The 25828-nt window shown below is 72.7% G+C and carries 23 protein-coding genes; 12 read left to right on the top strand and 11 right to left on the bottom strand.

Translation table 11 applies throughout. From position 1 onward, the window contains the following. The first annotated feature begins 73 nt into the window (after positions 1–73). From ACZ79I_RS16885 to mscL, 6 genes are all read left to right on the top strand, one after another. On the top strand, positions 74–1624 hold the full coding sequence (locus ACZ79I_RS16885; RefSeq protein WP_471498264.1) for a potassium/proton antiporter: 1551 nt from the start codon (positions 74–76) through the stop codon (positions 1622–1624). Positions 1625–1808: 184 nt separating this feature from the next. Next, entirely contained in the window at positions 1809–3083 is a 1275-nt protein-coding gene (locus tag ACZ79I_RS16890) for an MFS transporter (RefSeq protein ID WP_471498266.1), read from the top strand. Positions 3084–3151: 68 nt separating this feature from the next. Next, complete coding sequence (locus tag ACZ79I_RS16895; RefSeq protein WP_471498267.1) at positions 3152–3472, top strand: FmdB family zinc ribbon protein; 321 nt, start codon at positions 3152–3154, stop codon at positions 3470–3472. Positions 3473–3547: 75 nt separating this feature from the next. Continuing rightward, positions 3548–4381, top strand: coding sequence for an S-methyl-5'-thioadenosine phosphorylase (locus ACZ79I_RS16900; protein WP_471498269.1), 834 nt, complete (start codon positions 3548–3550; stop codon positions 4379–4381). A 265-nt stretch (positions 4382–4646) separates the two neighbouring features. Continuing rightward, positions 4647–5255, top strand: a complete 609-nt coding sequence (locus tag ACZ79I_RS16905) for a hypothetical protein (RefSeq protein WP_471498270.1) — start codon at positions 4647–4649, stop codon at positions 5253–5255. A gap of 111 nt (positions 5256–5366) precedes the next feature. Continuing rightward, positions 5367–5837, top strand: a complete 471-nt coding sequence (gene mscL, locus ACZ79I_RS16910) for a large conductance mechanosensitive channel protein MscL (protein WP_471498271.1) — start codon at positions 5367–5369, stop codon at positions 5835–5837. Between the two features lie 30 nt (positions 5838–5867). On the opposite strand, the gene ACZ79I_RS16915 is transcribed toward mscL, so the two are convergent. Further along, a complete protein-coding gene (locus ACZ79I_RS16915; protein ID WP_471498272.1) occupies positions 5868–6062 on the bottom strand; it encodes a hypothetical protein in 195 nt (64 codons plus the stop codon). A 164-nt stretch (positions 6063–6226) separates the two neighbouring features. Between ACZ79I_RS16915 and ACZ79I_RS16920 the strand changes: the two genes are divergently transcribed. The 3 genes from ACZ79I_RS16920 to ACZ79I_RS16930 all read left to right on the top strand — a co-directional run bounded on the left by ACZ79I_RS16920 (position 6227) and on the right by ACZ79I_RS16930 (position 9527). Then, complete coding sequence (locus ACZ79I_RS16920; protein WP_471498274.1) at positions 6227–7255, top strand: P1 family peptidase; 1029 nt, start codon at positions 6227–6229, stop codon at positions 7253–7255. Between the two features lie 195 nt (positions 7256–7450). Further along, positions 7451–8620 carry a L,D-transpeptidase gene (locus ACZ79I_RS16925; protein WP_471505009.1) on the top strand — a complete coding sequence of 390 codons (1170 nt, stop codon included), beginning with the start codon at positions 7451–7453 and terminating at the stop codon, positions 8618–8620. A gap of 157 nt (positions 8621–8777) precedes the next feature. Next, positions 8778–9527 carry a DUF6227 family protein gene (locus tag ACZ79I_RS16930; RefSeq protein WP_471498275.1) on the top strand — a complete coding sequence of 250 codons (750 nt, stop codon included), beginning with the start codon at positions 8778–8780 and terminating at the stop codon, positions 9525–9527. An 18-nt stretch (positions 9528–9545) separates the two neighbouring features. On the opposite strand, the gene ACZ79I_RS16935 is transcribed toward ACZ79I_RS16930, so the two are convergent. The 5 genes from ACZ79I_RS16935 to ACZ79I_RS16955 form a co-directional block, all read right to left on the bottom strand. Then, positions 9546–9806: a hypothetical protein gene (locus ACZ79I_RS16935; protein WP_471498277.1), complete on the bottom strand. Its 261-nt coding sequence runs from the start codon at positions 9804–9806 to the stop codon at positions 9546–9548. Positions 9807–10009: 203 nt separating this feature from the next. Further along, complete coding sequence (locus ACZ79I_RS16940; RefSeq protein ID WP_471498278.1) at positions 10010–12166, bottom strand: PTS fructose transporter subunit IIABC; 2157 nt, start codon at positions 12164–12166, stop codon at positions 10010–10012. Positions 12167–12272: 106 nt separating this feature from the next. Then, on the bottom strand, positions 12273–13226 hold the full coding sequence (pfkB, locus tag ACZ79I_RS16945) for a 1-phosphofructokinase (RefSeq protein ID WP_471498279.1): 954 nt from the start codon (positions 13224–13226) through the stop codon (positions 12273–12275). Beyond that, positions 13223–13984: a DeoR/GlpR family DNA-binding transcription regulator gene (locus ACZ79I_RS16950; RefSeq protein ID WP_471498281.1), complete on the bottom strand. Its 762-nt coding sequence runs from the start codon at positions 13982–13984 to the stop codon at positions 13223–13225. The genes pfkB and ACZ79I_RS16950 overlap by 4 nt, the downstream gene beginning before the upstream one ends. A 248-nt stretch (positions 13985–14232) precedes the next feature. Continuing rightward, entirely contained in the window at positions 14233–15714 is a 1482-nt protein-coding gene (locus ACZ79I_RS16955) for an MFS transporter (RefSeq protein WP_471505011.1), read from the bottom strand. Between the two features lie 227 nt (positions 15715–15941). On the opposite strand from ACZ79I_RS16955, the gene ACZ79I_RS16960 reads away from it, so the two are divergent. Beyond that, positions 15942–16946, top strand: a complete 1005-nt coding sequence (locus ACZ79I_RS16960; RefSeq protein ID WP_471498282.1) for a helix-turn-helix transcriptional regulator — start codon at positions 15942–15944, stop codon at positions 16944–16946. 177 nt (positions 16947–17123) lie between these two features. Here the strand turns inward: ACZ79I_RS16960 and ACZ79I_RS16965 are convergent, their stop codons facing one another. From ACZ79I_RS16965 to ACZ79I_RS16975, 3 genes are all read right to left on the bottom strand, one after another. Beyond that, complete coding sequence (locus tag ACZ79I_RS16965; RefSeq protein WP_471505013.1) at positions 17124–17780, bottom strand: TetR/AcrR family transcriptional regulator; 657 nt, start codon at positions 17778–17780, stop codon at positions 17124–17126. Positions 17781–18323: 543 nt separating this feature from the next. Continuing rightward, positions 18324–19322 (bottom strand): sigma-70 family RNA polymerase sigma factor, encoded by a 999-nt coding sequence (locus ACZ79I_RS16970; protein WP_471498284.1) that lies wholly within the window; start codon positions 19320–19322, stop codon positions 18324–18326. A gap of 440 nt (positions 19323–19762) precedes the next feature. Continuing rightward, the gene (locus ACZ79I_RS16975) at positions 19763–20569 is read right to left on the bottom strand and encodes a dioxygenase family protein (RefSeq protein WP_471498285.1); all 807 of its coding nucleotides are present in this window, start codon (positions 20567–20569) and stop codon (positions 19763–19765) included. A gap of 102 nt (positions 20570–20671) precedes the next feature. Between ACZ79I_RS16975 and ACZ79I_RS16980 the strand changes: the two genes are divergently transcribed. Then, positions 20672–21175, top strand: coding sequence for a MarR family winged helix-turn-helix transcriptional regulator (locus ACZ79I_RS16980; protein ID WP_471498286.1), 504 nt, complete (start codon positions 20672–20674; stop codon positions 21173–21175). Between the two features lie 516 nt (positions 21176–21691). On the opposite strand, the gene ACZ79I_RS16985 is transcribed toward ACZ79I_RS16980, so the two are convergent. Beyond that, positions 21692–23239: an MFS transporter gene (locus tag ACZ79I_RS16985; protein WP_471498288.1), complete on the bottom strand. Its 1548-nt coding sequence runs from the start codon at positions 23237–23239 to the stop codon at positions 21692–21694. A gap of 194 nt (positions 23240–23433) precedes the next feature. After that, positions 23434–24078, bottom strand: a complete 645-nt coding sequence (locus ACZ79I_RS16990; RefSeq protein WP_471505015.1) for a TetR/AcrR family transcriptional regulator — start codon at positions 24076–24078, stop codon at positions 23434–23436. Positions 24079–24419: 341 nt separating this feature from the next. Here ACZ79I_RS16990 and ACZ79I_RS16995 point away from each other — a divergent pair, with 341 nt between their 5' ends. Continuing rightward, positions 24420–25676 (top strand): M6 family metalloprotease domain-containing protein, encoded by a 1257-nt coding sequence (locus ACZ79I_RS16995; RefSeq protein WP_471498289.1) that lies wholly within the window; start codon positions 24420–24422, stop codon positions 25674–25676. Positions 25677–25828 lie beyond the last annotated feature (152 nt).

Raw genomic sequence — 25828 nt, forward strand, 5'->3', positions numbered from 1 at the left:
TACTTGCCGTGAAGTCCCAGGTCGCCCGGGCTTCACCGGCTCAGGTCGAGGCGTCCGCAGCGCGGCGCCCGGATTGGCGAGAAGGGAACGGCCGCTGACTGTCCACCACCTCAACCAGCTCCTGCTCCTGTGCTCGCTCGTTCTGCTCATCGCGGTGGCAGCGGTTCGTGTCTCGTCGCGCAGCGGGCTCCCCAGCCTGCTCGTCTACCTGGGCATCGGCATCGCCATGGGCAGGGACGGCGTCGGCGCCATCCCGTTCACCAACGCGGAACTGACCCAGGTCATGGGGTACGCGGCCCTGGTCGTGATCCTCGCGGAGGGCGGTCTCGGCACGAAGTGGAAGGAGATCAGTCCGGCCCTCCCGGCGGCCTCCTCCCTGGCGCTCGTCGGCGTCGCGGTGAGCGTCGGCGTCACGGCCGCCGGCGCGCACTACCTCTGCGGGCTGGAATGGCGGCAGTCGCTCATCATCGGAGCGGTGGTGTCGTCCACCGACGCGGCGGCCGTCTTCTCCGTGCTGCGGAAAGTGCCCCTGCCCGCGCGCCTGAAGGGTGTGCTGGAGGCCGAGTCCGGCTTCAACGACGCCCCGGTGGTCATCCTCGTCGTCGCCCTCTCCACGGTCGGCCCGGTGGAGCGCTGGTACACGCTGCCCGGCGTGATCCTCCTGGAGCTGGCCGTGGGTGCCGCCATCGGCCTCACGGTGGGCTGGCTCGGCTCCTGGGGCCTGCGGCACGTGGCGCTGCCCGCCTCCGGTCTCTACCCGATCGCCGTCATGGCCATCGCGGTCACCGCGTACGCGGCCGGCGCGCTGGCCCACGGCAGCGGCTTCCTCGCCGTGTACCTCGCGGCGATGACGCTCGGCAACGCGAAGCTGCCGCACTGGCCCGCCACACGCGGTTTCGCCGAGGGGGTCGGCTGGATCGCCCAGATCGGCATGTTCGTCCTGCTCGGTCTGCTGGTCACCCCGCACGAACTGGGCGACGACGTGCTGCCCGCCCTCGTCATCGGTCTGGTGCTGACCATGGTGGCGCGGCCGCTGAGCGTGGTGGTGAGCCTCGCGCCGTTCCGTATGCCGTGGCAGGAGCAGACGCTGCTGTCGTGGGCCGGGCTGCGCGGAGCGGTGCCCATCATCCTGGCGACCATCCCCATGGTGAACGGCGTCGACGCCAGCCACCGCATCTTCAACATCGTCTTCATCCTCGTCGCCGTCTACACCCTGGTCCAGGGGCCGACGCTGCCGTGGCTGGCCCGCGTGCTGCGGCTGGGCGAAGGCCCCGAGGCCGCCGACCTCGGCATCGAGTCGGCACCCCTGGAGCGGCTGCGCGGCCATCTGCTGTCCGTCGCCATCCCCGAGGGATCGAGGATGCACGGCGTCGAGATCAACGAGCTGCGGCTGCCGGCCGGCGCCGCGGTCACGCTCGTCGTCCGGGAGGGGAAGTCGTTCGTACCGCTGCCGACGACGGTGCTGCGGCGCGGGGACGAACTCCTCGTGGTCGCCACGGACCAGGTGCGCGACGCCGCGGAGAAGCGGCTGAGGGCCGTCGGCCAGGGCGGCAAGCTGGCCGGATGGCTGGGCCTGGGCGACGGGGCGGGGAACCGCGGCGGCGGAGCCCACGGCACTCGTTGAGGGCACGGCTACAATCAAGGCGCACTTGATCGAACCAACTCTGCCTGACGCAGAGCTGGCGCGACCGTATGGCGGCCGCGACGCCCTCCTCGACGGGCGCCGGTATCTACCGCAGTCCGCGCAAGAGGACAGCTCTCGGCGCCCCCCGCACGGGCGCGCTACCAGGCGGCGAAAGGCGCGGGCCGTGGCGTCCACGGTCTCCTCGAAGTCGTCCCGTCCGGGCTACGGGCAGCTGCTGCGCACCCGCGGCGCCTGGACGTTCCTGCTCCCGGGCTTCGCGGCGCGTCAGCCGTTCGCGATGCTCACCCTCTCCATCGTGCTGCTCGTACGGCACACCACCGGCTCGTACGGGGCCGCGGGCGCCGTCGCCGCGGTCACCGGCGTCTCCATGGCGCTGTTCGCGCCCTCCGGCGGCCGTCTCGCCGACCACCGCGGACAGCGGGCGGTGCTGGTCCCCGGCGTCCTGGTGCACGCCCTGTCGGGCGCCGCCCTGACGGCGCTCGCGCTGGCCCACGCCCCCTTGTGGGCGCTGTTCGCCGCGGCCGTCCCGACGGGCGCCTCCGTGCCGCAGATCGGCCCCATGGTGCGCGCCCGCTGGGGCGTGAGGCTGCACGGCTCACCCCTGCTGACGACCGCGGCCGCCTTCGAATCCGTCACCGACGAGCTGACCTTCGTGCTCGGCCCGCTGCTGGCGACGGCTCTGTGCACCACCGTGGCCCCGGCCGCGGGCCTGCTGGCGGAGGCAGCGCTGACGCTGGCCGGCGGCCTGCTGTTCGCGGCGCAGAAGGACACACAGCCGCCCGTCGCCGCCGTGCCGCACGCACGCGTGCGGCACGCCTCCGCACTGCGCGTCCCCGGGGTGCGGGTCCTGGCCGTGGCCTTCCTGGGCATCGGTTCCGTCTTCGGCGGTCTGCAGGTGGCACTCGCCGCGTTCAGCGAGTCGATCGGCGAGCCCGGTCTGAACGGCGTCCTGTACGGCGTCTTCGCCGCAGGCAACATGCTCTCCGGTGTCGTGTACGGCACCGTCGCCTGGAAGGCCGCCCCCCCCCAGCGGCGGCTCGTCCTCGGCCATACCGCTCTGGCGGTGGCCGCCTCGGGCCTGTGGAGCGCGCACTCCGTGATCGTCCTGGCCGGTCTCGGCCTGCTGGTGGGGGTGTGCATCGCGCCCGCTCTGATCACCGGCTACACGCTGGTCGAGGGCCTGGTCCCGGCCGGCGCCCGCACCGAGGCGTTCACCTGGCTGACCGGCGCGGTCGCGCTCGGCCAGGCGGCCGCGGTCACGGCCGCGGGACAACTCGAGGACCGCCTGTGGGACGGCGCCGGCTTCCTGGTCCCGATGGGCGGCACGGTGCTGGCGCTGGTGACCCTGGTGGTCCTGCGGTCACGGCTGGCGGCACGGGCCGACGGCCGCACCGTCGCACGTGGCGTGGATCACCGCGTGCCGATGACGGTGGACTGATCCCGAGGAATACGTCACTATGGATCGTCGTTAGCACTCATCGAGTGAGAGTGCCAGGAGGAAGACAAGTGCCGACCTACCAGTACCAGTGCACCGAGTGCGGCGAGGGCCTCGAGGCGGTGCAGAAGTTCAGCGACGACGCTCTGACCGAGTGCCCCAGCTGCGGTGGCCGCCTGAAGAAGGTGTTCTCCGCCGTCGGCATCGTCTTCAAGGGCTCCGGCTTCTACCGCAACGACAGCCGTGGCTCGTCCTCGAGCAGCAGCCCGGCGGCGTCGAAGCCGTCGAGCTCCTCGTCGTCGTCTGCCCCGTCGTCCTCGTCGTCCTCGTCGGCCCCGTCGTCCTCGTCCGGCTCCGGGTCGTCGTCGACGGGCACCTCCACCGCCGCGTAGGCGCTCGGCCGTGCGAACCCGCCGTCGGACGACGGCGGGGCATTCGCGTCCCCGAAGCCAGCTACTGTGCTCGCCATGCAGAACGCAGACATCGGTGTCATAGGCGGCTCGGGCTTCTACTCCTTCCTCGACGACGTGACCGAGCTCCGCGTCGACACCCCGTACGGACCACCCAGCGACTCCCTCTTCCTCGGCGAGGTCGCCGGCCGGCGGGTGGCCTTCCTCCCCCGCCACGGCCGCGGCCACCATCTGCCGCCGCACCGCATCAACTACCGCGCCAATCTGTGGGCGCTGCGCTCCGTCGGCGTGCGCCAGGTGCTCGGGCCGTGTGCCGTCGGCGGTCTGCGCCCCGAGTACGGCCCCGGGACACTGCTCGTCCCCGATCAGCTGGTGGACCGCACGAAGGCCCGGACGCAGACGTACTTCGACGGGCTGCCGCTGCCCGACGGCACCGTGCCGAACGTGGTGCACGTCTCGCTCGCCGACCCTTACTGCCCCGTCGGCCGCAAGGCCGCGCTGGAGGCGGCGCGCGGGCGGGACTGGGAACCGGTGGACGGCGGCACGCTGGTCGTCGTCGAGGGGCCGCGGTTCTCCACCCGTGCCGAGTCGCTGTGGCACCGGGCGCAGGGCTGGTCGGTGGTGGGCATGACCGGCCACCCCGAGGCCGCGCTCGCCCGCGAGCTGGAGCTTTGCTACACCTCCCTGACCCTGGTCACCGACCTCGACGCCGGGGCGGAGACCGGCGAGGGCGTCTCGCACGACGAGGTGCTGAAGGTGTTCGCGGCGAACGTGGACCGGCTGCGGGGCGTGCTGTTCGACGCGGTGGCGGCGCTGCCGGCGAACGAGACGCGGGACTGCCTGTGCACGACCGCGCTGGGCGGAATGGAGACGGGGTTCGAGCTGCCCTGACCGGACACCGCCGCGCGGAACCGGCGTGTCCGGGCACGGGTGCACGGAACCCGCCGTGTCCGGGCACGGGCGCACGGAACCCGCCCTGACCGGGCACGGGCGCACGGAACCCGCCCTGGCCGGGCACGGGCCTGGCCTACGGAACGCCCCGTTCGGGTGAGGGAGTTGTCCACAACCGGCCGGTGGTCCACCGGCGCCGGCGGACCCGGCCGCGAAGCCTCATCGTGGATCGCACCTCGATCTCGCGATGCAGGTGGTGATCAGCATGACCCGCTCCTCCTCCCTTCCCCTACGCGCACCTCACCCGCATGTCCCCGAGCCCCCGCCGCACACGGACGCCGTCGCGGGCACTCCCGGCCCGGACGCCGCGGCCGGTGCGGGCACGCCCGCGACGTGCGCGGTGCCGCACTTCGCTCCCGTGCGCGTCCGCGGCGGCGGGCAGCGGCTGCGGCGACTCGTCCGGCACCGGAGGAGGGCCGTGGCCGCCGGCCTCGCGGTCACCGCCGCCGCGCTCGTGGCGGCGGGACCGCGCACGGCCGAGGGGGCGCGGGGACATCCGGGCGCCGGCACGCGCCCGACGGCTGCCGCCGGGCCCGTGCCGGAGCGGCGTGGCGTCGAGATGGTGACGGCGCCGGTGCGGATCGCCGACGGTGCCACGGTGGGGCTGCTGCGGCCGGGCGACCGGGTCGACGTGATCGCGTCCGACGGGGGCGGAGGCGCGTCGGTGGTCGCGGCCGGGGCCCGTGTGACGCGGGTGCCGGACGTGGCGCCCACGGAGAGCGGAGCGCTGGTCGTGCTGTCCGTACCGCGCGGCACGGCCGCGCGCCTGGCCGGTGCGGGCGCGACCTCACGGCTGGCGGTGACGCTGTGCTGAGCACACCCGGCGGCCTTCCCCGCACCCCGGATTGGACAGGTGTGCCAGTCCCTGCCGTAGGTTGCGGAACGGTTTTTTCCACAGCCGGCGCGGTCGAGGAGGGGTTCACTGGTGAGCGAGAAGAGGCAGCCGGGAGTCTTGCACGGTTTCAAGGCGTTCCTGATGCGGGGGAACGTCGTCGACCTGGCGGTCGCGGTGGTCATCGGCGCCGCCTTCACCAGCATCGTGAACTCCGTGGTGAAGGGGATCATCAACCCGGTGGTGGGTGCCCTCGGCACCAAGAGCCTCGACAGTTACAGCTCCTGTCTCAAGGCACCGTGCACGGGCACCGGCGACAGCGCGACAGGGGTCCGGATCCTGTGGGGCTCGGTCCTCGGCGCCACGCTCAACTTCCTGATCACCGCGGCCGTCGTGTACTTCCTCATGGTGCTGCCCATGTCCAGGTTCCTGGCCAGGCAGGAGGCCCGCCGCAAGGCGAAGGAGGGCGCGCACGAGATGATCGAGGCGACCGAGCTGCAGGTGCTCAAGGAGATCCGCGACGCCCTCGTGGCGCAGCGCGGGCCGGGTCACGGCAGGCCGTAGCCCATGGACCGCCCGGCCCCGGGGCGGTGCTCAGAGATGGTGGGGCGGCTTCTCGTCGAGGAAGCGCGCCAGGTCGGCGGCGCTGCCGGCACTCGGCACCGGCCGTTCGCCCCACCCCTGGTCCGTGTCGTCCGAGGACGGCCGGCTCAGCGGGTCGTCGAAGACGAGGGCGTCCTTGGGCTCGGGCTTCGGATCGCGTGGCTCGCGGGCGGGGGCGGCGCTCATGCCACCAGCGTACGTCCGCGCCGGTGCCGGACTCCGCGCCGGTGCCGGACTCCGCGCCGGTGCCGGGCGGACGGCGCCTGGCCGCCCCCTCCCCCGGTCGACGCGGACGTGCGGATCACCGCGGCCCGGGGTCGTGCCGAAGGATGCGGGCGGATCATGAGTCCATGACGGTTGACGCTCTGACAGATGTCGTGGGACTGCGCGTGGGGCACGCCACACGGACCGGGGAAGGCTGGCTCACCGGCACCACGGTCGTCCTCGCACCCGAGGGCGGCGCGGTCGCGGCCGTGGACGTGCGCGGCGGCGGGCCCGGCACCAAGGAGACCGACGCGCTGGATCCGCGCAACCTGGTGCAGAAGGTCGACGCGGTCGTCCTGACGGGCGGGAGCGCCTACGGGCTCGACTCGGCGTCGGGTGTGATGGCATGGCTGGAGGAGCGCGGGCGCGGGGTGCGGGTGGGCGCGGAGCCGACGCATGTGGTGCCGGTCGTGCCTGCCGCGTGCATCTTCGATCTGGGACGCGGCGGGGACTTCAGGGCCCGGCCGGACGCGGCCGTGGGCCGGGCCGCGGTCGAGGCGGCCGCCGCGAGCGCTCCGGGCGCCCCCGTGGCGGAGGGCTGCGTCGGCGCGGGCACGGGAGCGGCGGTGGGGCAGTTCAAGGGCGGCGTCGGCACCGCGAGCACCGTGCTCGACTCGGGGATCACGGTGGCCGCGCTGGTCGTGTGCAACGCGGTGGGCTCGGCGGTGGAGCCGGGGACTGGCGCTTTGTACGGGGAGTTGCTCCAGGGCCGGATCGGCCACCCGGCGCCCGGGGTGCACGAGGCGGCGCGGCGGCGGCTCGCCGAGGTCACCGCGGAGAACGGGCATCCGCCGCTGAACACGACCCTCGCCGTGGTGGCGACCGACGCCGATCTCACCAAGGCGCAGGCGCAGAAGCTCGCGGGCACGGCGCACGACGGCATCGCGCGCGCCGTGCGTCCGGTGCATCTGCTCCACGACGGGGACACGGTGTTCGCGCTGGCGACCGGTGCCCGTGCGCTCGCCGCCCGAAGTCCCCTCGCGCTCAACGATGTCCTCGCGGCGGGCGCGGACCTGGTGACGCGGGCCATCGTACGGGCGGTGCGCGCGGCCGAGCCGGTGGACGGGCCGGGCGGGACGTGGCCGTCCTACGGGGAGTTGTACGGGGCCGGTTAGCGGCCGGGGCGCGGGCGATTGTCCCGGTTCTGTCACGTGATGGCGTTCGCCGCGGCGGGCGGGAACCCGCTTCGGCGGGGTTCGCTCTTCTTCCACGTACTGCAGCGGATCACGCACCTCACGACGACCTGGGAGAAGCCCGTGACAACGCCGGACATGCGAGCGCGGCGCGTACTGGGGGCCTGTGCCGCCCTGATGGTCGGCGCCCTGACCCTCACCGCCTGCGGTGGCAGCGCCGAGGCCGACAACAGCGAGGACGGAAAGGACTCCGCCAAGACCTCCACGGCGAAGATCACCATCTCCGCGAAGGACGGTTCGACGGGCGCGTCCATCAACGCGACCGGGGTGAAGGTCAGCGACGGGAAGCTGACGGAGGTGAAGATGACGGTGGCGGGGACGGGCACGGCCGTTCCCGGGGAGATGTCCGCGGACGGGAGGTCCTGGAAGCCGGGCCGGCAGTTGGAGCGCGGCACCAAGTACCAGATCTCGGCCACCGCCGAGGACGCCGGCAACCGCGTCGCGGCCGCCAACTCCATCTTCACCACGGTCACCTCGGCCAACAGCTTCATAGGTACGTACACGCCCGACAACGGCACGACGGTGGGCGTCGGGATGCCGGTGTCCTTCACCTTCGACAAGGCGATCGGCGACAAGAAGGCCGTGCAGTCGCACATCACGGTGACCTCCAGCAGCGGGCAGCAGGTCGTGGGGCACTGGTTCGGCGCGCAGCGGCTGGACTTCCGTCCCGAGCAGTACTGGAAGGCCGGCTCCAAGGTCACCATGAAGATCGACCTGGACGGGGTCGAGGGCGCGAACGGCGTGTACGGCGTGTACGGCGTGCAGAGGAAGACCGTGAGCTTCACCATCGGCCGCTCCCAGGTCTCCACGGTCGACGTCGGCACGCAGACCATGACGGTCGTGCGGGACGGCACGACGCGCAAGACGATCCCGATCTCGTCGGGCAGCCCGCAGCACACCACGTACAACGGCCAGATGGTGATCTCCGAGAAGTTCCTGCGGACCCGCATGGACAGCCGGACGGTCAACCTGGGCGGCGAGTACGACATCCCGGACGTGCCGCACGCGATGCGGCTGACGAACTCGGGGACGTTCATCCACGGTAACTACTGGTACAACAGGGGCAATCCGCCCTTCGGCCGCCAGGGCACCAGCCACGGCTGCGTCGGACTCGCGGACGTGCAGGGCGCGCAGGGGGACACGAGCGCCAAGTGGTTCTACGACAACTCGCTCATCGGTGACGTGGTGATCGTCAAAAACTCCCCCGACAAGACGGTCGCACCGGACAACGGGCTCAACGGCTGGAACCTGCCGTGGAGCGCGTGGACAGCGGGAAGTGCCGCCTGAGCAGGCGAAGCTGACGAGCGATCGGGCCGCGCGGGAACCCACCGCACGGTCCGTCCGTTTTTCCCCCGTACGTTTTCTCGGTTCCCGGACATGATGTCCGACCGAGGGGCTACGGTATGCACCCACAAGGTGACATGCAGCAACGCCGGGAGAAACCTTGAGCGTTCCGTACGAGACGGCACCGTACGAGCCACCCGAGTCGCCCGAGTCTCCGGAGGAGCACCTCGCGCGGCTCCTCGGTCGCGCCCTGAACTCCTTCGAGCTGCCCGACGAGACGGTCGGGCGGCTCGACTGCGCGCTGGTGTACGACAGTTCGCTGCACTCCGCGCACCACAGCGCCGGGCTGTACCGGGAGACGTACCGGCACACCTGGCTGCTCGCGGACGGCTCGGCGGTCACGCTGTGGGAGCTGGTCCACAACACGGCGCCCGGCGGCCGGCTGGAGCACGAGGTGTACGTGGACGAGGAGGAGTTGCGGACCGCCACCACCCGGCTGCCGCTTCCGCCGGACGCCCCCGACTTCGAACTGCTCGTACCGGTGGAGCCGTCACGGATCCCCGAGCCCGGCCACGCCTACGTGCCCGACGACTCGGCGGACCACTCGCGCCGGCTCCTGCGCCGTGCGGAGAACGCGGACCGGCCGGGATCGGACCTGGCGGCGTTACTTCTGCGCTCGGCGTTCGCCCACCAGATCACCCAGGTCTTCGGGCGTCCGTGCCGGGCCGCTCAGGCAGGGCTGCGCTTCTCGCTCTACGAGCACGCGTTCCTGCTGCGTGACGGCCGGGAGCTGTCCTTGTGGGAGGTCGAGCACACGGCGACCCCGAGCGGACGGCACATGTGCGAGGTGTACGCGACCGAGGAGGCCGCGCGGGAGGCGATGGAACGCCGGGCGGCCAGGCTCGGCTGACACCGCGGGAATCGGGTGCTACGACGTTTCGCCGAACCGCCGCACAAGGCCCGCGAAGGCGTCCCGTTCGGCCGGGGTGAGCTCGACGGACTCCCACGGGGGTGCCCCCCGCCGCTGGGCGGGCAGGGACCCCAGCATGCCGCCGTTGCCGCCGTCACGCCGGGCCGCGTTCTCGAAGCGGTAACGCCGGACGCGGATCAGGCCGAGCATCCACACGGCGCTCGCCAGAGCAAAGACGACCGCGGTGACCAGCTGGAGGATCGACACGTGCGCGGGCATGTTCCCAGTACACACCACGCTCAAGGACTTTGAGCCCGGATCGTGACGCATCTCGCAGGTGCCGCGAGTGAGACGAACGGCGCATAGATGCCCGTAATGGGGCGGCCGTGGGCCCGGGTCCACGACCGTGGGCGCCGGACGCCGCGTCGGCCGCGGCCCCGCCACCGGGCCCGCGGCCGACGCGCGTCGGGTGGTTCGGCCCCTCAGGCGGCGACCGTCTGCTGGGACTCTCCGCGGGTCGTCGCCTGCGCTCCCCCGGTCGTCCCGCTCCCCCGGGTCTCCTCGGCGGCACCCACGGGCCTCTGCCGTCGTACGCCCTTCAGGACGACCACCAGCGCCGTGGTCACCGCCACGCCGACGGCGATGGCGATCAGGTAGAGGAACGGGTTGCCGATCAGCGGGACCACGAAGATGCCGCCGTGCGGGGCACGCAGCGTGGCGCCGAAGAGCATCGACAGGGCACCGGTGACCGCACCGCCGACCATCGACGAGGGGATGACGCGCAGCGGGTCGGCCGCGGCGAACGGGATCGCGCCCTCGGAGATGAAGGAGGCGCCCAGCACCCAGGCGGCCTTGCCGTTCTCGCGCTCGGCCGGTGTGAACAGCCCGCCGCGGACCGTCGTGGCCAGCGCCATCGCCAGCGGCGGGACCATGCCGGCGGCCATCACCGCGGCCATGATCTTCATCGCCGAGTCGCTCGGGGTGGAGACGGCGATACCGGCGGTGGCGAAGGTGTAGGCGACCTTGTTGACCGGGCCGCCGAGGTCGAAGCACATCATCACGCCGAGCAGCGCGCCGAGCAGGACCGCGTTGGTGCCGGTGAGACCGTTCAGCCAGTCGGTCAGGCCCTTCTGCACCGACGCGATGGGCTTTCCGACGACGACGAACATCAGGAATCCGACGACCGCGGAGGAGATCAGCGGAATCACCACCACGGGCATGATGCCGCGCAGCGCCGGGGGGATGCGGACCTTCTGGATCGCCATGACCACCCCGCCGGCGAGGAGACCGGCGACCAGACCGCCGAGGAAGCCCGCGTTGATGGTGAGCGCGATCGAGCCGCCGACGAAGCCCGGCACGATGCCGGGGCGGTCCGCCATGCCGTACGCGATGTAGCCGGCCAGGACCGGCACCAGGAAGCCGAACGACACCACGCCGATCTGGAAGAGCAGCGCGGCCCAGCTGTTCGTCTGGGTCCACACGAAGTGGTCCACGACGGACGGCGCCTTGTTGATCTTGTAGCCGCCGATCGCGAACCCGAGGGCGATGAGCAGACCGCCCGCGGCGACGAAGGGAACCATGTAACTCACGCCGGACATCAGCCACTTGCGCAGTCTGGTGCCGTACCCCTCGCCGACGGCGCCCGCACGGTCGGCCGGTGTCCCGGCGGGCGCTGTCCCCGCGGTCACCTCTCCGCGTGCGGCCTTCTCGCGCACCTCGGCGATCAGTTCGGCGGGGCGGCTGATGCCCGCCTTCACACCGACGTCGACGGTCGGCTTTCCGGCGAACCGTTCCTTCTCGCGTACGGGGAGATCGTGGGCGAAGATCACGCCGTCCGCCGCCTCGATGACGGCCGGGTCGAGCCGGGTGAAGCCGGCCGAGCCCTGCGGCTCCGTGACCACCTCGACGCCCGCCTCCCGCCCGGCGTTCTCCAGCGACTCGGCGGCCATGTAGGTGTGCGCGATGCCGGTGGGGCAGGAGGTGACGGCGACGACACGGAACGGCCGCCCGACGGGACCGCCGGTATCACCCGGCACCGATGCGGCCGTGTCCTCGGCGTGCGCACCCTCGGCGGCCGGGTCCTGGGCCTGCGCGCCGGGCGCCGGAGGCGTGTCCTCCGCGGCGGCACCGGAGGAGGCCGCCGTCGCCGTCGCCGCGGAGGTGCCGGCACCGCCCGCCCCGGCCGCGGCCGCCGGGGACTCGTCCCCGCGGATGAGCGCGGCCGCGGCCACCGCGTCGCCCACGGCCCGCAGCGCGGACGTGAACTCGGCGTTCATCAGCCGACGGGCGAGGGCGGACAGGATCGCGAGGTGCGCGTCGTCCGCGCCCGCCGGAGCGGCGATCAGGAAGACGAGGTCGGCCGGGCCGTCCGGGGCGCCGAAGTCGAGGCCGCGGGCACTGCGCCCGAAGGCGAGGGTCGGCTCGGTGACGTGCTCACTGCGGCAGTGCGGGATGCCGATGCCGCCGTCGAGACCGGTCGGCATCTGCGCCTCACGCGCGGCCACGTCGGCGAGGAAGCCCTCCAGGTCGGTCACCCGGCCCTGGGCCACCATCCGCGCGGCGAGGGCACGCGCCGCCGCCTCCTTGGTGTCGGCGGACAGGTCGAGATCGACCAGGTCCGCGTTGATCATCTCGCTCATCGCGGGCTCCTTCGCACGCGTATCGCCCTGCGAGTGCGCCGGGCGGGGGTGGGGACGGGAGTGCAGCGGGGGGTGGCGGGAAGTCGTCGCAGTCCGCGGCGGACGCTCATGACACGGGCTCCCTCAGGGCGCGGTCGACGGGTACCTCCCACGTGACCGTGACGGCGGCGAGGTCCAGGTCGTCGGGCGTCGGCATCACGCTGCCGGGCAGCCGGACCGCCGCGGCGCCGTGGGCGACGGCCGAGGCCAGGGCCAACGGGCCGGTGCCCCCGGCGATCAGGAAGCCGGCGAGGGAGGAGTCACCGGCGCCGACGTTGCTGCGTACGACGTCGACGCGCGCGCCGCCGAACCACACGCCCGCGGCGTCCACGAGCACCTGCCCGTCGGCGCCGAGGCTCGCGAGCACAGCACCCGCGCCCATCTGCCGCAGCTCCTCGGCCGCCTTGGCCGCGTCGCCGACGGTCGCGAGGGGGCGCCCGACGGCCTCCGCGAGCTCTTCGGCGTTCGGCTTCACCAGGTCCGGGCCCTCGCGCAGCGCCTGCAGCAGCGCGGGCCCGGAGGTGTCGAGCGCGATCCTGGCGCCCGCGGCATGGGCGCGGGCCACCAGGTCGGCGTACCAGGACGGGTCGAGGCCGCGCGGAAGGCTGCCGCAGCAGGTGATCCAACTGGTGTCGGCGGCGCGGTACTGCTCGCGTACGGCCTCCAGGAGGAGTTCGGCCTCGGCGGCGGAGAGCTCCGGGCCGGGAGCATTGATCTTGGTGAGGGTGCCGTCGGGCTCGGCGACCGCGATGTTGGAGCGGGTGTTGCCGGCGATCGGGACCGGCGCGGCCTCGATGCCCTGGGTGTGCAGCAGGTCGGCGACGAGCGCACCCGGCGCGCCGCCCAGGGGCAGGACGGCGACGGTGCGCTGCCCGGCGGCCGAGATCGCGCGCGAGACGTTCACGCCCTTGCCGCCCGGGTCCACGCGTTCACCGGTGGCCCGGACGACCTCGCCGCGGTCGAGGGAGGGAACCTCGTACGTACGGTCGAGGGAGGGGTTCGGGGTGACGGTGAGGATCATGCGCGCACCACTTCCGTGCCGCCGCGCTCCATCGCGGCGGCGTCGTCGGGGCTCAGCCCGCCGTCGGTGATCAGCAGGTCCACATCGCCGAGGTCACCGAAGCGGGCGAAGTGCTCCTGGCCGTGCTTGGAGGAGTCGGCGAGCAGCACCACCCGGCGTGCCGCCCGGATAGCCGCCCGCTTGACGGCGGCCTCGGCGAGGTCGGGCGTGGTCAGTCCGTGCTCGGCGGAGAAGCCGTTGGCGGCGATGAACACCACGTCGGCGCGGATCTCCCCGTACGCCCGCAGCGCCCAGGCGTCCACGGCGGCGCGCGTTCGGTGCCGTACGCGTCCGCCGACCAGATGGAGCTGGATGCCGGGGTGGTCCGCGAGGCGGGCCGCGGTGGGCAGGCTGTGCGTGACGACGGTGAGCGTGGCGTCGAGGGGGACGGCCGCGGCGAGCCGGGCGACCGTGGAACCGGCGTCGAGGATCACGGTGCCCTCGCGGGGCAGCTCCGCGAGGGCCGCCTTCGTGATCCGGTCCTTCTCGTCGGCCGCGGTGGACTCCCGCTCGGCGAGGTCCGGCTCGAAGTCCAGCCGGCCGGCGGGGATGGCGCCGCCGTGCACCCGGCGGACGAGGCCGGCGCGGTCGAGAGTCTTGAGGTCGCGGCGGATCGTTTCCGGCGTGACCTGGAACTCCTCGGCCAGGGACACCACGTCCACCCGGCCGCCGTCACGGGCGAGCCGGAGGATCTCCTGCTGCCGCTCCGGTGCGTACATGTCCGTTCGCCTCCGACTGATGCCCGAACGTGTGGTTTCAGGAGGAGGCTATGACGCATTTCTCGAAAAGTAAACGGGTCCGGACAGGAAACGGACGTAACCGGGCGTGAATCAGAACCCATCGGACACGGCAGCCCTACGGACACGGAGGCGCCACGGACGCGGAGGCGCCAGGGACACGGGGGCGCCCGGCCGGGTTCGCGCGGAACGCGACCCGCCGGGCGCTGCCGGCCCACCGCTCGGCGGCCTCAGGGGACGAGCGCGGGCTCCTCGGCCGACCGCGCCTGCGTCCCCGGCGCGGCCCCGGTCTCCGTGCCCGCCGCGGTCCCGGCCTCCGCCTCCGCGCCCTCCACGTGCTGCGCCGGGCGCTTCGGCAGGGCGAACATCAGCAGGAAGATCAGCGCCATCACCGCCGCGACCCAGCCCAGCGCGTGCTGGAAGGCGTGTGCGAAGGCCGGGCCCACCTGCGCCCGGGTCAGCCGGTCGTCGATCTCGCCGAAGAAGGCCACCGACACCAGGCCGAGGCCCAGCGCGTTGCCCATCTGCTGCACCGTGTTGATCAGGCCCGACGCCGAGCCGGAGTGCTCCCGCGGCACCTCGGACAGGACCGCGTCCGTCAGCGGTGCCACGATCAGGCCCATGCCCACGCCCATGACCACCAGCGGCAGCGCCATCTGCCAGGGGGCGATGGACAGGCCGTAGTGATGAGCCTCCGCGATGTAGAGGAGGACGCCTGCCGCCATCACCAGCGCGCCCGCCTGGAGCACCTTGCGGCCGAACCGCGGAACCAGCTTCTGCACGGACATCCCGGCCGCCGTCGAGACCGCGAGCGAGAACGGCACCCCGGTGAGGCCGGCCCGCAGCGCGCTCCAGCCGAGGCCGATCTGCATGTACAGCGTCCACACCAGGAAGAAGATGCCGAGCCCGACCCCGAACACGGTCTGCACCGCGATGCCCGCCGCGAAGCTCTTCACCCGGAAGAGAGACAGTTCGACGAGCGGGGATCCGTCACGCGCGGTCTTCCTCCTCTCGTACGCCACCAGCGCGACGAAGACGAGGAACGAGCCCGCCATCGACGCGTACCCCCACAGCGGCCAGCCCAGCTCACGTCCGCGGGTGAGCGGGTAGAGCAGCATCAGCAGACCTAGGGTGACGAGAGCGACGCCGACGAGGTCCAGCCGCAGGGCCCGCGGGGCCTTCGACTCGGTGATGAAGCGACGCCCCAGCAGGAAGGCCCCGACGCCCACCGGCAGGTTGATCAGGAAGATCGGCCGCCACTCAAGCCCGAACAGGTTCCACTCGGTGAGCAGCGCGCCGAGCAGCGGCCCGGAGACGGCACCCAGGCCGACGATCGCGCCGAAGAGGCCGAAGACCTTGCCCCGTTCGTGCGCCGGGAAGGTGGCGTGCACGATCGACAGCACCTGCGGCACCATCATCGCGGCCATCGCGCCCTGCAGGATCCGCGAGGCGACGAGCATCTCCGGGTTCGCGGCGAACCCGCACAGCGCCGAGGCGATGGTGAAGCCGCCGATGCCGAGGAGGAAGAGCCGCTTACGGCCGTGGATGTCGCCGAGCCGGCCGCCGGTGACGAGCCCGGCGGCGAAGGCCAGCGCATAACCCGCGGTGATCCACTGGATCTGGCTGAAGGAGGCGCCCGCGTCCCGCTGGATCGAGGGGATCGCGATGTTGACGATCGTGACGTCGACGAGGTCCATGAAGGCCGCGGTCATCACGATGGCGAGCGCGAACCAGCGGCGGCGGTCGCCCGCGCCCGGTCCGCCCGTGTCGGCCGCGTCGCCCGTGTCGGCCGCGTCGGCCGCGTCGGCCGCGTCGGCCGCGTCGGCCGCGTCGGCCGCGTCGGCCGCGGTACTGAGTGTGCTCTCGGTGGAGGTCATGGTCCGACGCTAGATCCTCATTAGGTCAGATCATGTCCTAGTGGTGCGGCATCATCGACCTCATGACGACGGACACTCCGGCCCGGCTCCTCCAATTGCTGTCCCTGCTCCAGACCCCGCGCGAGTGGCCCGGCAGTGAGCTCGCCGACCGGCTCGGTGTGTCCCGGCGCACCGTCCGGCGGGACATCGACCGCCTGCGCGAGCTGGGTTACCCCGTGCAGGCCACCAAGGGTGCCGACGGCGGTTACCGGCTGGTCGCCGGGAAGGCCATGCCGCCGCTCGTGCTCGACGACGAGGAGGCCGTGGCCATCGCGGTCGGCCTGCGCGCCGGCGCCGGGCACGCGGTCGAGGGCGTGGACGAGGCGTCGGTGCGGGCCCTGGCCAAGCTGGAGCAGGTGCTGCCGGGCCGGCTACGCCACCGCGTCGCCACACTCCAGGCCGCCACCACTCCGCTGACCAGCGGTGACGGGGCCAGCATCGCGCCCGAGACGCTGACCGTGATGGCCTCGACGATCGCAGGCCGCGAGCGGCTGCGGTTCGCCTACCGCGCCAAGGACGGGACGCCGTCACGGCGCCTGACGGAGCCGTACCGGCTGGTGTCGACGGGCCTGCGCTGGTACCTCGTCGCCTACGACCTGGGGCGCGACGACTGGCGTACGTTCCGGGTCGACCGGGTCGCCGAGCCGCTGGCGACGGGGGCGCGGTTCACGCCGCGGGAGCTGCCGACGGGCAGCGCGGCGGAGTACCTGCGGCAGTCGATGGACCGCGGCCAGGGCCGGGAGACGTACACGTTCGAGGCGACGTTCGCCACGTCCGCGGAGTCGGTCGCGGCACGCGTGCCCCCGTGGGTGGGCACGCCCGAGCCGCTCGGCGAGAACGAGTGCAGGCTGATCGGCGTCACAAGTGTCCCGGTGGAATGGCTGGCGGTGCGGCTGGTCATGGCGGACTGCGACTTCACCGTGCACCGCCCGGCCGAACTGGCCGCGTACATAGGAGACCTGGGGGCGAGGCTGACACGGGCGGCGGACGGAGGCGGACATGAGCGGTCGGTCGGGGCCGGCCGCTGACGCCGATCGGGCCGGTCCGGACGCCCGGCGGTTCGCAAGCGCCCGGCCGTTCCCAGGTACCTGCCGTTCCCAGGTACCTGCCGTTCCCAGCACCCCGCCGACCGGTACCCAGGCACCTCCGTTCCCAGCACCCCGCCGTTCCCAAACGTTCCCGATCGACCCGCCGCTCCCGCGCGCTCAGCCGCGCTCCGGGCCCGGTCGGCTCTGGCTTTGACTCTGGCTCTGGCTCTGGCTCTCCCACTCGAAGTCCCGCAGGGCGTCCAGGTTGCCCAGGGCGTGGCCGGCGAGGCCGTGAGGACCGGTGGCCGGTTCGTCGCCCGCGGCCCAGCTCTCCACGGCCACACGAATGGCGGCGCCGGCCACCGCGGCGGCGAGGCGGAGGGCGGGGGTGACACCCGCGGACGCCTCACCGCCCGACCGCGCCCGTGCGGCCGGGCCGGCCGCCACCCGCTCCGCGAGGACCTCCGCCAGCTCCTGCTCCGCCGCCCGGCAGATCTCGGCCCAGACCTTGGTGAGCGCGGGATCGCTGTGGACGAGGCGCACGAGGGTGCGCACCCACTCCAGGGACGCCGCGGATGTGCCGGTGCCGAAGGTGCGGACGGCCGCGTGCCGCAGCGCCTCCCCGACGGTGAGACCGGCGGGGGCGTCGCGGACGGCCTCCGCCCACCTGTGGGCGCCCGCCGTGAGCAGCGGGGCGAGCGCCTCCTCCTTGGTCGCGAAGTAGCGGTAGAACGTGCGGGGGGCGACCCCGGACGCACGGGCGATGTCCTCCGCGCGGGTGGCCCGTGGCCCGTTCGCGATGAAGAGCCGTGCGGCGGCGCGGGCGATCTCCATCCGGGTCTCCGCCTTGCGCCGCTCGGTCAGGGACGCGCCCCGCCCGCCGGTGCGCGCGCCCTCGGGGGCCTGCGTCGTACGGCCGGACGACGTCCCGCCCGCACGCTGGGTACCGGTCACGGACGGCAGGTTATGCCGCTGTGGCACAATCTGCCATCCGGGTCGCCCCGGGGTTCAGGTCCGGGGCGGCCCGGCGGAGCGGCCCTGCGCGGAAACGGGCGGGCCATGGCCCGATCGGGCGTACGCCGCGCGGCACACCGGCGCGCGGCCGCGCGCACGTCACCGGGCACAGGAGAGCCGGGCCCCGGCACCAGGGGGGAGTGGCGCCGGAGCCCGGCTCGGGAAGAGTCCCGCCGCCGGGGGGAGTGCGTCGGGACTCGGCTTCGGTGGCCCGGGCCGCGGGGGCCCGGCCCGGGCCGGAGGGACCTGGAGGTCTTGTGCCCCGGGTCCGGGGAGTTGAAGCGATGGAACAGCGCCAACTACGGCGACGGGGGCGGGGGCGGGCCCGTCGGACCGGGTCGCGCCCCGGCCGCGCGGCGGCCGTTACGCCGCCGCGTCGAACCCCGTGCTGCGGGCCAGCTTCTTCAGCTCCAGCAGCGCGTGCTTCTCGATCTGCCGGATCCGCTCGCGCGTCAGGCCGTGCTCCTTGCCGACCTCCGTGAGCGTGCGCTCCCGGCCGTCCTCGATGCCGTACCGCATCTTGATGATCGAGGCGGTGCGCTGGTCGAGCCGGCCGATGAGGTCGTCCAGCTCCTCGCTGCGCAGCAGGGTGAGCACCGACTGCTCCGGAGACACGGCCGAGGTGTCCTCGAGCAGGTCGCCGAACTGTGTCTCGCCCTCGTCGTCCACCGACATGTTCAGCGAGACCGGGTCACGTGCCCAGTCGAGCACGTCGTTGATGCGGTCCGGGGTCGAGTCCAGCTCGGCCGCGATCTCGGTCGGCTCGGGATCCCGCCCGTGCTCACGGTTGAACTCGCGCTGGACGCGCCGGATCCGGCCCAGCTCCTCGACGAGGTGGACGGGCAGCCGGATGGTCCGGGACTGATCGGCGATCGACCGGGTGATGGCCTGGCGGATCCACCAGGTCGCGTACGTCGAGAACTTGAAGCCCTTGCGGTAGTCGAACTTCTCGACGGCGCGGACCAGACCGGCGTTGCCCTCCTGGATCAGGTCGAGCAGCGGGAGACCGCTGCGCGGATAGCGGCGCGCCACGGCGACGACCAGTCGGAGGTTCGAGCGGATGAATACGTCCTTGGCGCGCTCCCCCTCGTCGACCAGGGCCTGAAGCTCCTCACGGGTGGCATCCGCCTTGGCCTGCTCCTCGCCGTCGAGGATCTGCCGCGCGAACACACCCGCCTCGATGATCTGGGACAGCTCGACCTCCCTGGCGGCGTCGAGCAGCGGCGTACGCGCGATCTCGTCGAGGTACATGCCGACCAGGTCGCGATCGGCGAGCTCGCCGCCATGGGCGCGAACACTGTGTGCCGCGTCGACGGCCTCGCTTTCGGCGGCCTGGCGACGGGCGACGGCACGGGTTGCCATGCGTGCTCCCTTGCGAGTGGGGTCCCCCCGCTCGAGCGGAGTCGAGAGTGGGGGAGGCTGGCGGATGGTCGTGAATGCTTCAGTCACCCTTCCGGGTGCCCTGCATCCGATGGGAACAACGACTGCAATCCGGACAGAATTCCCAACCCGCCCCTCATTTTTTCTGATCATGCAGTACCCTGTGCCGCCGCAGGGGCACGGTGCCGTCAGAACGCTCAGAGGCGCAGGTCAGGCCCGGGGTTCACCGTCGATACCCCACCCCTCGCACCGCACGAGCGGCCCCCTCGTTGCTCTCCCATCCGAAAAGACGGCCCGCACCTGCCGATGGTTGCCGTGGACACGGACGCACAGGAGATCCCGAGGTACGCCACGTCCGGCGCCTTCACCCGAGCGGGCGTACGCGACCCGGTCGGAGGTCACGGTGCCGCAGGGCCCGGGCCCTACCCGAACTGCACCGACCTCTTCGCCAGGCCCATCCAGAAGCCGTCGATCACCGGCCTGTGCGTGTCCAGCTCCCCCGTCGCGTCCGCCGCGCCCAGCGTGACGAACAGCGGGGCGAAGTGTTCCGTGCGGGGGTGGGCGAGCCGGCCCGCCGGGGAGCGGTGGGTGAAGTCGAGGAGTGCGTCGACGTCTGCGGCCTCCAGGGCGCGGTGGCCCCACTCGTCGAACTCCGCCGACCAGCCCGGTATTCCACTGCCCGTGTGGCGCAGGGCCGCCAGGTTGTGGGTGAAGAACCCGGAGCCGATGATCAGGACGCCCTCGTCGCGCAGCGGGGCCAGCTTCCGGCCGATCTCCATCAGCCGGGCCGGGTCGAGGGTCGGCAGGGAGATCTGCAGGACCGGGACACCGGCCTCGGGGAACATCTCGGCCAGCGGTACGTAGGCGCCGTGGTCCAGGCCGCGGTCCGGGACGTCCTGGACGGGGATGCCGGGTGCGCGCAGCAGTTTCCGTACGGACGCGGCGAGTTCGGGGGCACCGGGGGCCGCGTACCGCACCCGGTAGTAGTGCTCGGGGAAGCCCCAGAAGTCGTAGACGAGCGGGACCGTCTCCACCGCGCCGATCGCAAGCGGGGCCTCCTCCCAGTGCGCCGAGACCATGAGGACCGCCTTGGGGCGCGGCAGCTCCGCGGACCAGGCGGCGAGCTGCCCGGGCCAGACCGGGTCGTCGGCCAGCGGGGGCGCCCCATGGCTCAGGTAGAGGGCGGGCATGCGCTTGGGCGCGGTACGCCCCTCGGTGACGGCGGACATGGCGGCGGCTCCCTCCAACTTTTATTGAAACCTCAAGCTCTTCCTGAGAGCCTACCCCTGACTTGTTTAAGTTTCAAGAAGGGAGCTCGTACAGTGGACCGCATGAAGACGGCAACCGCTGAGGACACACGCTGGCTCACCGACGAGGAGCAGCGCATCTGGCGCGCGTACATGCATGCGGTCACCCTTCTTGAGGACCACCTCGACCGCCAGCTGCAGCGCGACGCGGGCATGCCGCACGTGTACTACGGGCTGCTCGTCCAGCTCGCCGAGGCGCCGCAGCGGAGGCTGAGGATGACCGAGCTGGCCATGCGGGCGAAGATCACGCGCTCCCGGCTCTCGCACGCGGTCGCCCGGCTGGAGAAGAGCGGCTGGGTTCGACGTGAGGAATGCCCGTCCGACAAGCGCGGGCAGCTCGCGGTGCTCACGGACGAGGGCCACGAGGTGCTGGCGCGCACCGCGCCCGGGCATGTGGCGGCCGTCCGCCAGGCGCTCTTCGACCGGCTCACCCCGGAGCAGCAGCGGTCCCTCGGCGAGATCATGACGATCGTCGCGGAGGGGCTCCAGCCCAAGGGCGCCGGGGCGGACCTGCCCTGGCTGCGCTGAGCGCCCGCCGGATTCCGGCCCGGGCCCGTCCACCGGAATCCGGCCCGGGCCCGTCCACCGGAATCCGGCCCGGGCCCGTCCTGCCGGATTCCGGCCCGGGCCCGTCCGGGCTCCGCCCTGCGTCCCGCCGGACACCGGTCGAGGGCTCCGGCCGAGAGCGGCCCACACCCCGCCGCCCTCCGGCCGAGACCGGCCGACACCCCGCCCCCCTCCGGGCGAGACCGGCCCACACCCCGCCCCCTCCGGGCGAGACCGGCCCACACCCCGCCGCCCTCCGACCCAAACCGGCCCACACCCCGCCCCCTCCGGGCGAGCTCCCGCGACGCCGCTTGTCCTCTCGCGGGAGTGGGCCGGGGTTCCCGCCCGCCAGGGCCCTTCGTGCGGGCCGACGGCGCGGGTCCGCCCCGGCTCCGACGGATCGCGGAGCCGGGGCGGACCTCGGAGGCGTACGGACGAGGCGTCCCCACCCTCGCCCGTACGCGACATGCCGATGTGCGGGTGCCCTCGCAGGCGTGGTCAGTGGGCGACCACCGGGACCTGCACCTCGTCCTCGACGCCCTCGCCCGAGCCCGCACCCTTGCCGAGGGCCGGCCCGGCCCCCGGGCGTCCGGCGTTCACGAGGGTCAGGGCGATCACGGCGGAGAGCGCGAGGATGCCGACGGCGAACCAGATCGCGTTCGTGTAGCCGTGCACCATGCCCTGCAGATGGACCAGCTGCTGCTGGGGCTTGGAGGCGGCGGTGGCGATGTGGTCCTTGATGTAGGAGGTGGTCGCCGAGGCGGCGATGGTGTTCAGCAGGGCCGTGCCGATCGCGCCGCCCACCTGCTGCGAGGTGTTGACCATCGCGGATGCCACACCCGCGTCCCGCGGCTGCACGCCGAGCGTCGCCAGGGACATCGCCGGCATGAACGCGGTACCCATACCGAGGCCGAGCAGGAGCTGGGCCGGCAGCAGCAGACCCGCGTACGAGGAGCCGATCTCCATCTGGGTCAGCAGCAGCATGCCGGTGGCGGCCACCAGGAAGCCGGGGCCCATCAGGTACCGCGGCGGCACCCGGGTCATCAGCCGCGCCCCGATCTGGGTGGAGCCCGTGATCATGCCCGCGATCATCGGCAGGAAGGCGAAGCCGGTCTTCACGGGCGAGTAGCCCTTCACGACCTGCAGGTAGTAGGTCAGGAAGAGGAACAGGCCGAACATCGCGATGATCGCGAGCCCGAGGGAGAGGTAGACCCCGCCGCGGTTGCGCTCGGTGACCACGCGCAGCGGCAGCAGCGGGGCCTTGACCTTGGACTCGACGAGGACGAAGGCGGCCAGCAGCACGGCCGAGGCCACGAACAGCGAGACGGTCAGGGTGTCGCTCCAGCCGTCGGACTCGGCGCGCGTGAAGCCGTACACCAGCGAGACCAGGCCGAGGGTGGACAGGACGACGCCCGGGATGTCCAGCGGCGAGCGGTTGCGGCCGCCCTCCGGCTCATGGACGACGAAGTACGCGCCGGCCGCAGCGACGATCGCGAACGGGATGTTGACGAAGAACGTCCAGCGCCAGTCCAGGTACTCGGTGAGAAAACCGCCGAGGATCAGGCCGACGGCGCCGCCGCCGCCGGCGATCGCGCCGTAGATGCCGAACGCCTTGGCACGCTCCTTGGCGTCCGTGAACATCACGGCGAGCAGCGACAGCGCGGCGGGCGCGAGCATGGCGCCGAACACGCCCTGCAGCGCGCGGGCGCCGAACATCATCGCCCCGCTCTGGGCCGCGCCGCCCAGCGCGGAGGCCGCGGCGAAGCCGGCCAGGCCGAGGACGAAGGCGCGCTTGCGGCCCCACAGGTCGGCGATGCGCCCGCCGAACAGCAGCAGACCGCCGAAGGCGAGGGCGTAGGCCGTGACCACCCACTGACGATTGCCATCCGATATGCCCAGATCGTGCTGCGCGGACGGAAGGGCGATGTTCACGATGGTCGCGTCGAGGACGACCATCAACTGGGCGAGCGCGATGAAGACGAGCGACTTCCAGCGATTGGCGTCGGAAGCGGAGGCGTCGGGGACGCTTCGGGCTGTTTGAGACATGGAGGTACCCACTTCGGGACTTCGTGACGAAAAAAGCGAATGGAGCGTCGGAAGGAGACTGGAGCGTCGGAAAAGGAATGGAGTGTCAGAAAAAGGGCGTCGAAGGGCACGGCTCGTCGACGGTGACGGCCGGAATGCGAGTTGCGGAATGCGAGTCGTCGGTACAGACGGTCGAAGGCCGCGAAACTAATCGCTCAGGACTGGCGCAGATCCTCCATGGTCACGGCCGAGCCCGGCAGCTCGGAGCGGGCCGGGGCCCGCAGCCCGTCCAGGAACAGCTGTAGATGACGGTGTACGAAACGGTCGGCGCTGAGACATCCGGTACCGGCCGGAGGACGGCTGAGCTGGGCTGCGGCGACCATCAGGTCACCGACGCTGACGTCGGTGCGCAGTTGTCCGGCCGCCATGGCGCGGTCCATGAGCTCCTGGACGAGCCGCTCGCACCGCCGGCGCGCGGCCTCCAGATCCGGATGGCACTTGTCGAACGTGCCGGCGACCATCGGGCACAGCGCACTGATCCGCTCGTCGGCGGCGGCGTGCACGAAGCGCGAGAGCGCCTCGAAGGCGTCGCCGGTCTCGGCGAGCGCGCGCTCGGCCTCCGCGGACATGCGGTCCATGACCGAGCAGACGACCTCGCGGACGAGCGCGTCACGGTCGGGGAAGTTGCGGTACACCGTTGCGTTGCCCACGCCGGCCCGGCGGGCGATCTCGTCGAGCGGCACGTCGGGGCCGAACTCGACGAACATCTCCCGGGCGGCGGCGACGATCCGCTCCCGGTTGCGCAGGGCGTCGGCACGCGGCCGGGTCGCTCGGCGCTGCACGGGGGTCGCGGTCTGCACGGCGTACTCCTCGGTGAGGTGCGGCACGATCCGGGGATCGATTCCCCGTTTCGCTGGACACCCTCCTAAACGGGGAATCGATCCCCGGTTATTTCCCGACCACGGCCCCTTCTCATGTGACCTGCATCACACCTCATGCGGCCTGCGTCACACACCCTCCCTTCGTGGTGCCCGCGACCCGGGGCAGCCCGTCCACGCCTGCACGCCGCTCCCTTCACCCTCTCCGCGCCCGGGAACCCCTCGTTCGGTCTCCTTCAGCGCGCGCCCCCGCACCCCGCGACTCAGGGTGATCGCAAGGGCGCAGCCGGAGACGGGGGCTGCCGTGGAGCGAAGGGCACCGCATGCAGCCGTCGAGCCGCCGGATACGCCCGCGCCGCGCCGCCGCCCTCGCCTCGGTCACGGCTCTCACCCTGGCGGTCTCCACCTCGGCCACCACCGGACGTCCGACGGGCCCCGCCGCTCCGGCCCGTTCCACGGCGCTGCGCCCCTGCATGATCCACGGGCGCGTCGGGATCCAGATGTCGGAGGGCGTCCCGACCTCCTCCGGCTACGCCCGCGCCACCGGCGTCGTCCACGCCGTCAACCTGATGGTCGACTTCTCCGACGCACCGGGGCGGGGCAGCGCGCTCGCCCGGCTCGCGGAGTTCTTCCCGCAGACCCGGCGGTGGTTCGCCATCAGCTCCTACGGCCGTCTCGACTACCGCCCCAAGGCCCCCATCCGCCGCTGGCTGCGCATGCCCAAGCCGTTCAAGGCGTACGGGATAGCACGCGGCGCCCCCTTCGACCCCGGCTACCGCCGGCTGGTCCAGGACATCGTGGCGGCCGCCGATCCCGAGGTGGACTTCCGGCGCTACCAGCTGGTGAACGTGCTGGTCACCCCCAACGCCGGCCCCTCCGCGCTCGACACCGTCCTCTCGGTGACCTTCGCGGACAACGGCGGGGCACCCGTCGCCGACGGCGTGCCGGTCGCCAACGCGTCCTTCATCTACAGCCGCCAGGACGACGGCTCCGGCTCCTACGCCGTGACCGGCTACCGGGTGCTGCCGCACGAGAACGGGCATGTCTTCGGGCTGCCCGACCTCTACACCCAGGAGGGCGGCGGCTCGGTCGGGCACTGGGACATCATGAGCGAGGACTGGGGCGCCGACAACGACCTGCTCGCCTGGCACAAGTGGAAGCTCGGCTGGCTCGACGACTCGCAGGTCGGCTGCGCGACCACCCGCGGCACCACCGTGTACACCCTGACCCCGCTGGCCCGCGCCGGGGGCCGCAAGCTGGTCTTCATACCGATCGGCCCCACCGCCGGGTACGCCCTCGAACTGCGCACCCGTGAGGGCAACGACGCGGCGGTGTGCCGGCCCGGCATCCTCGTCTACCGGGTCGACTCCGGCGTCGACTCCGGCAACGGTCCCATCACGGTCTACGACGCCCGTCCTGACAGCGGCGGCTGCACCCGCAGCCCGAACGTCCAGCCCGAGTTGTCCGACGCCCCGTTCGTCCCCGGGGAGACCTTCGAGGACCCCAAGGCGGGAGTCGCCGTCAGCGTCGTCGCAAGGAACCCGTCCGGCGGCTACCGGGTACAGGTGACCCGGCGGTGACGGCCACCGGGCCACACGGACCCGGCCGCCGCACGGACCCGGCCACCACACGGACCCAGCCACCACACGGACCCGGCCACCGCACGGACCCGTCCGCCGCACGACCCGCGGCAGGCGCGCGACGCGCGGCAGGCATGCGACGTGGGGGAACG

Source organism: Streptomyces sp. PSU-S4-23, assembly GCF_055632315.1.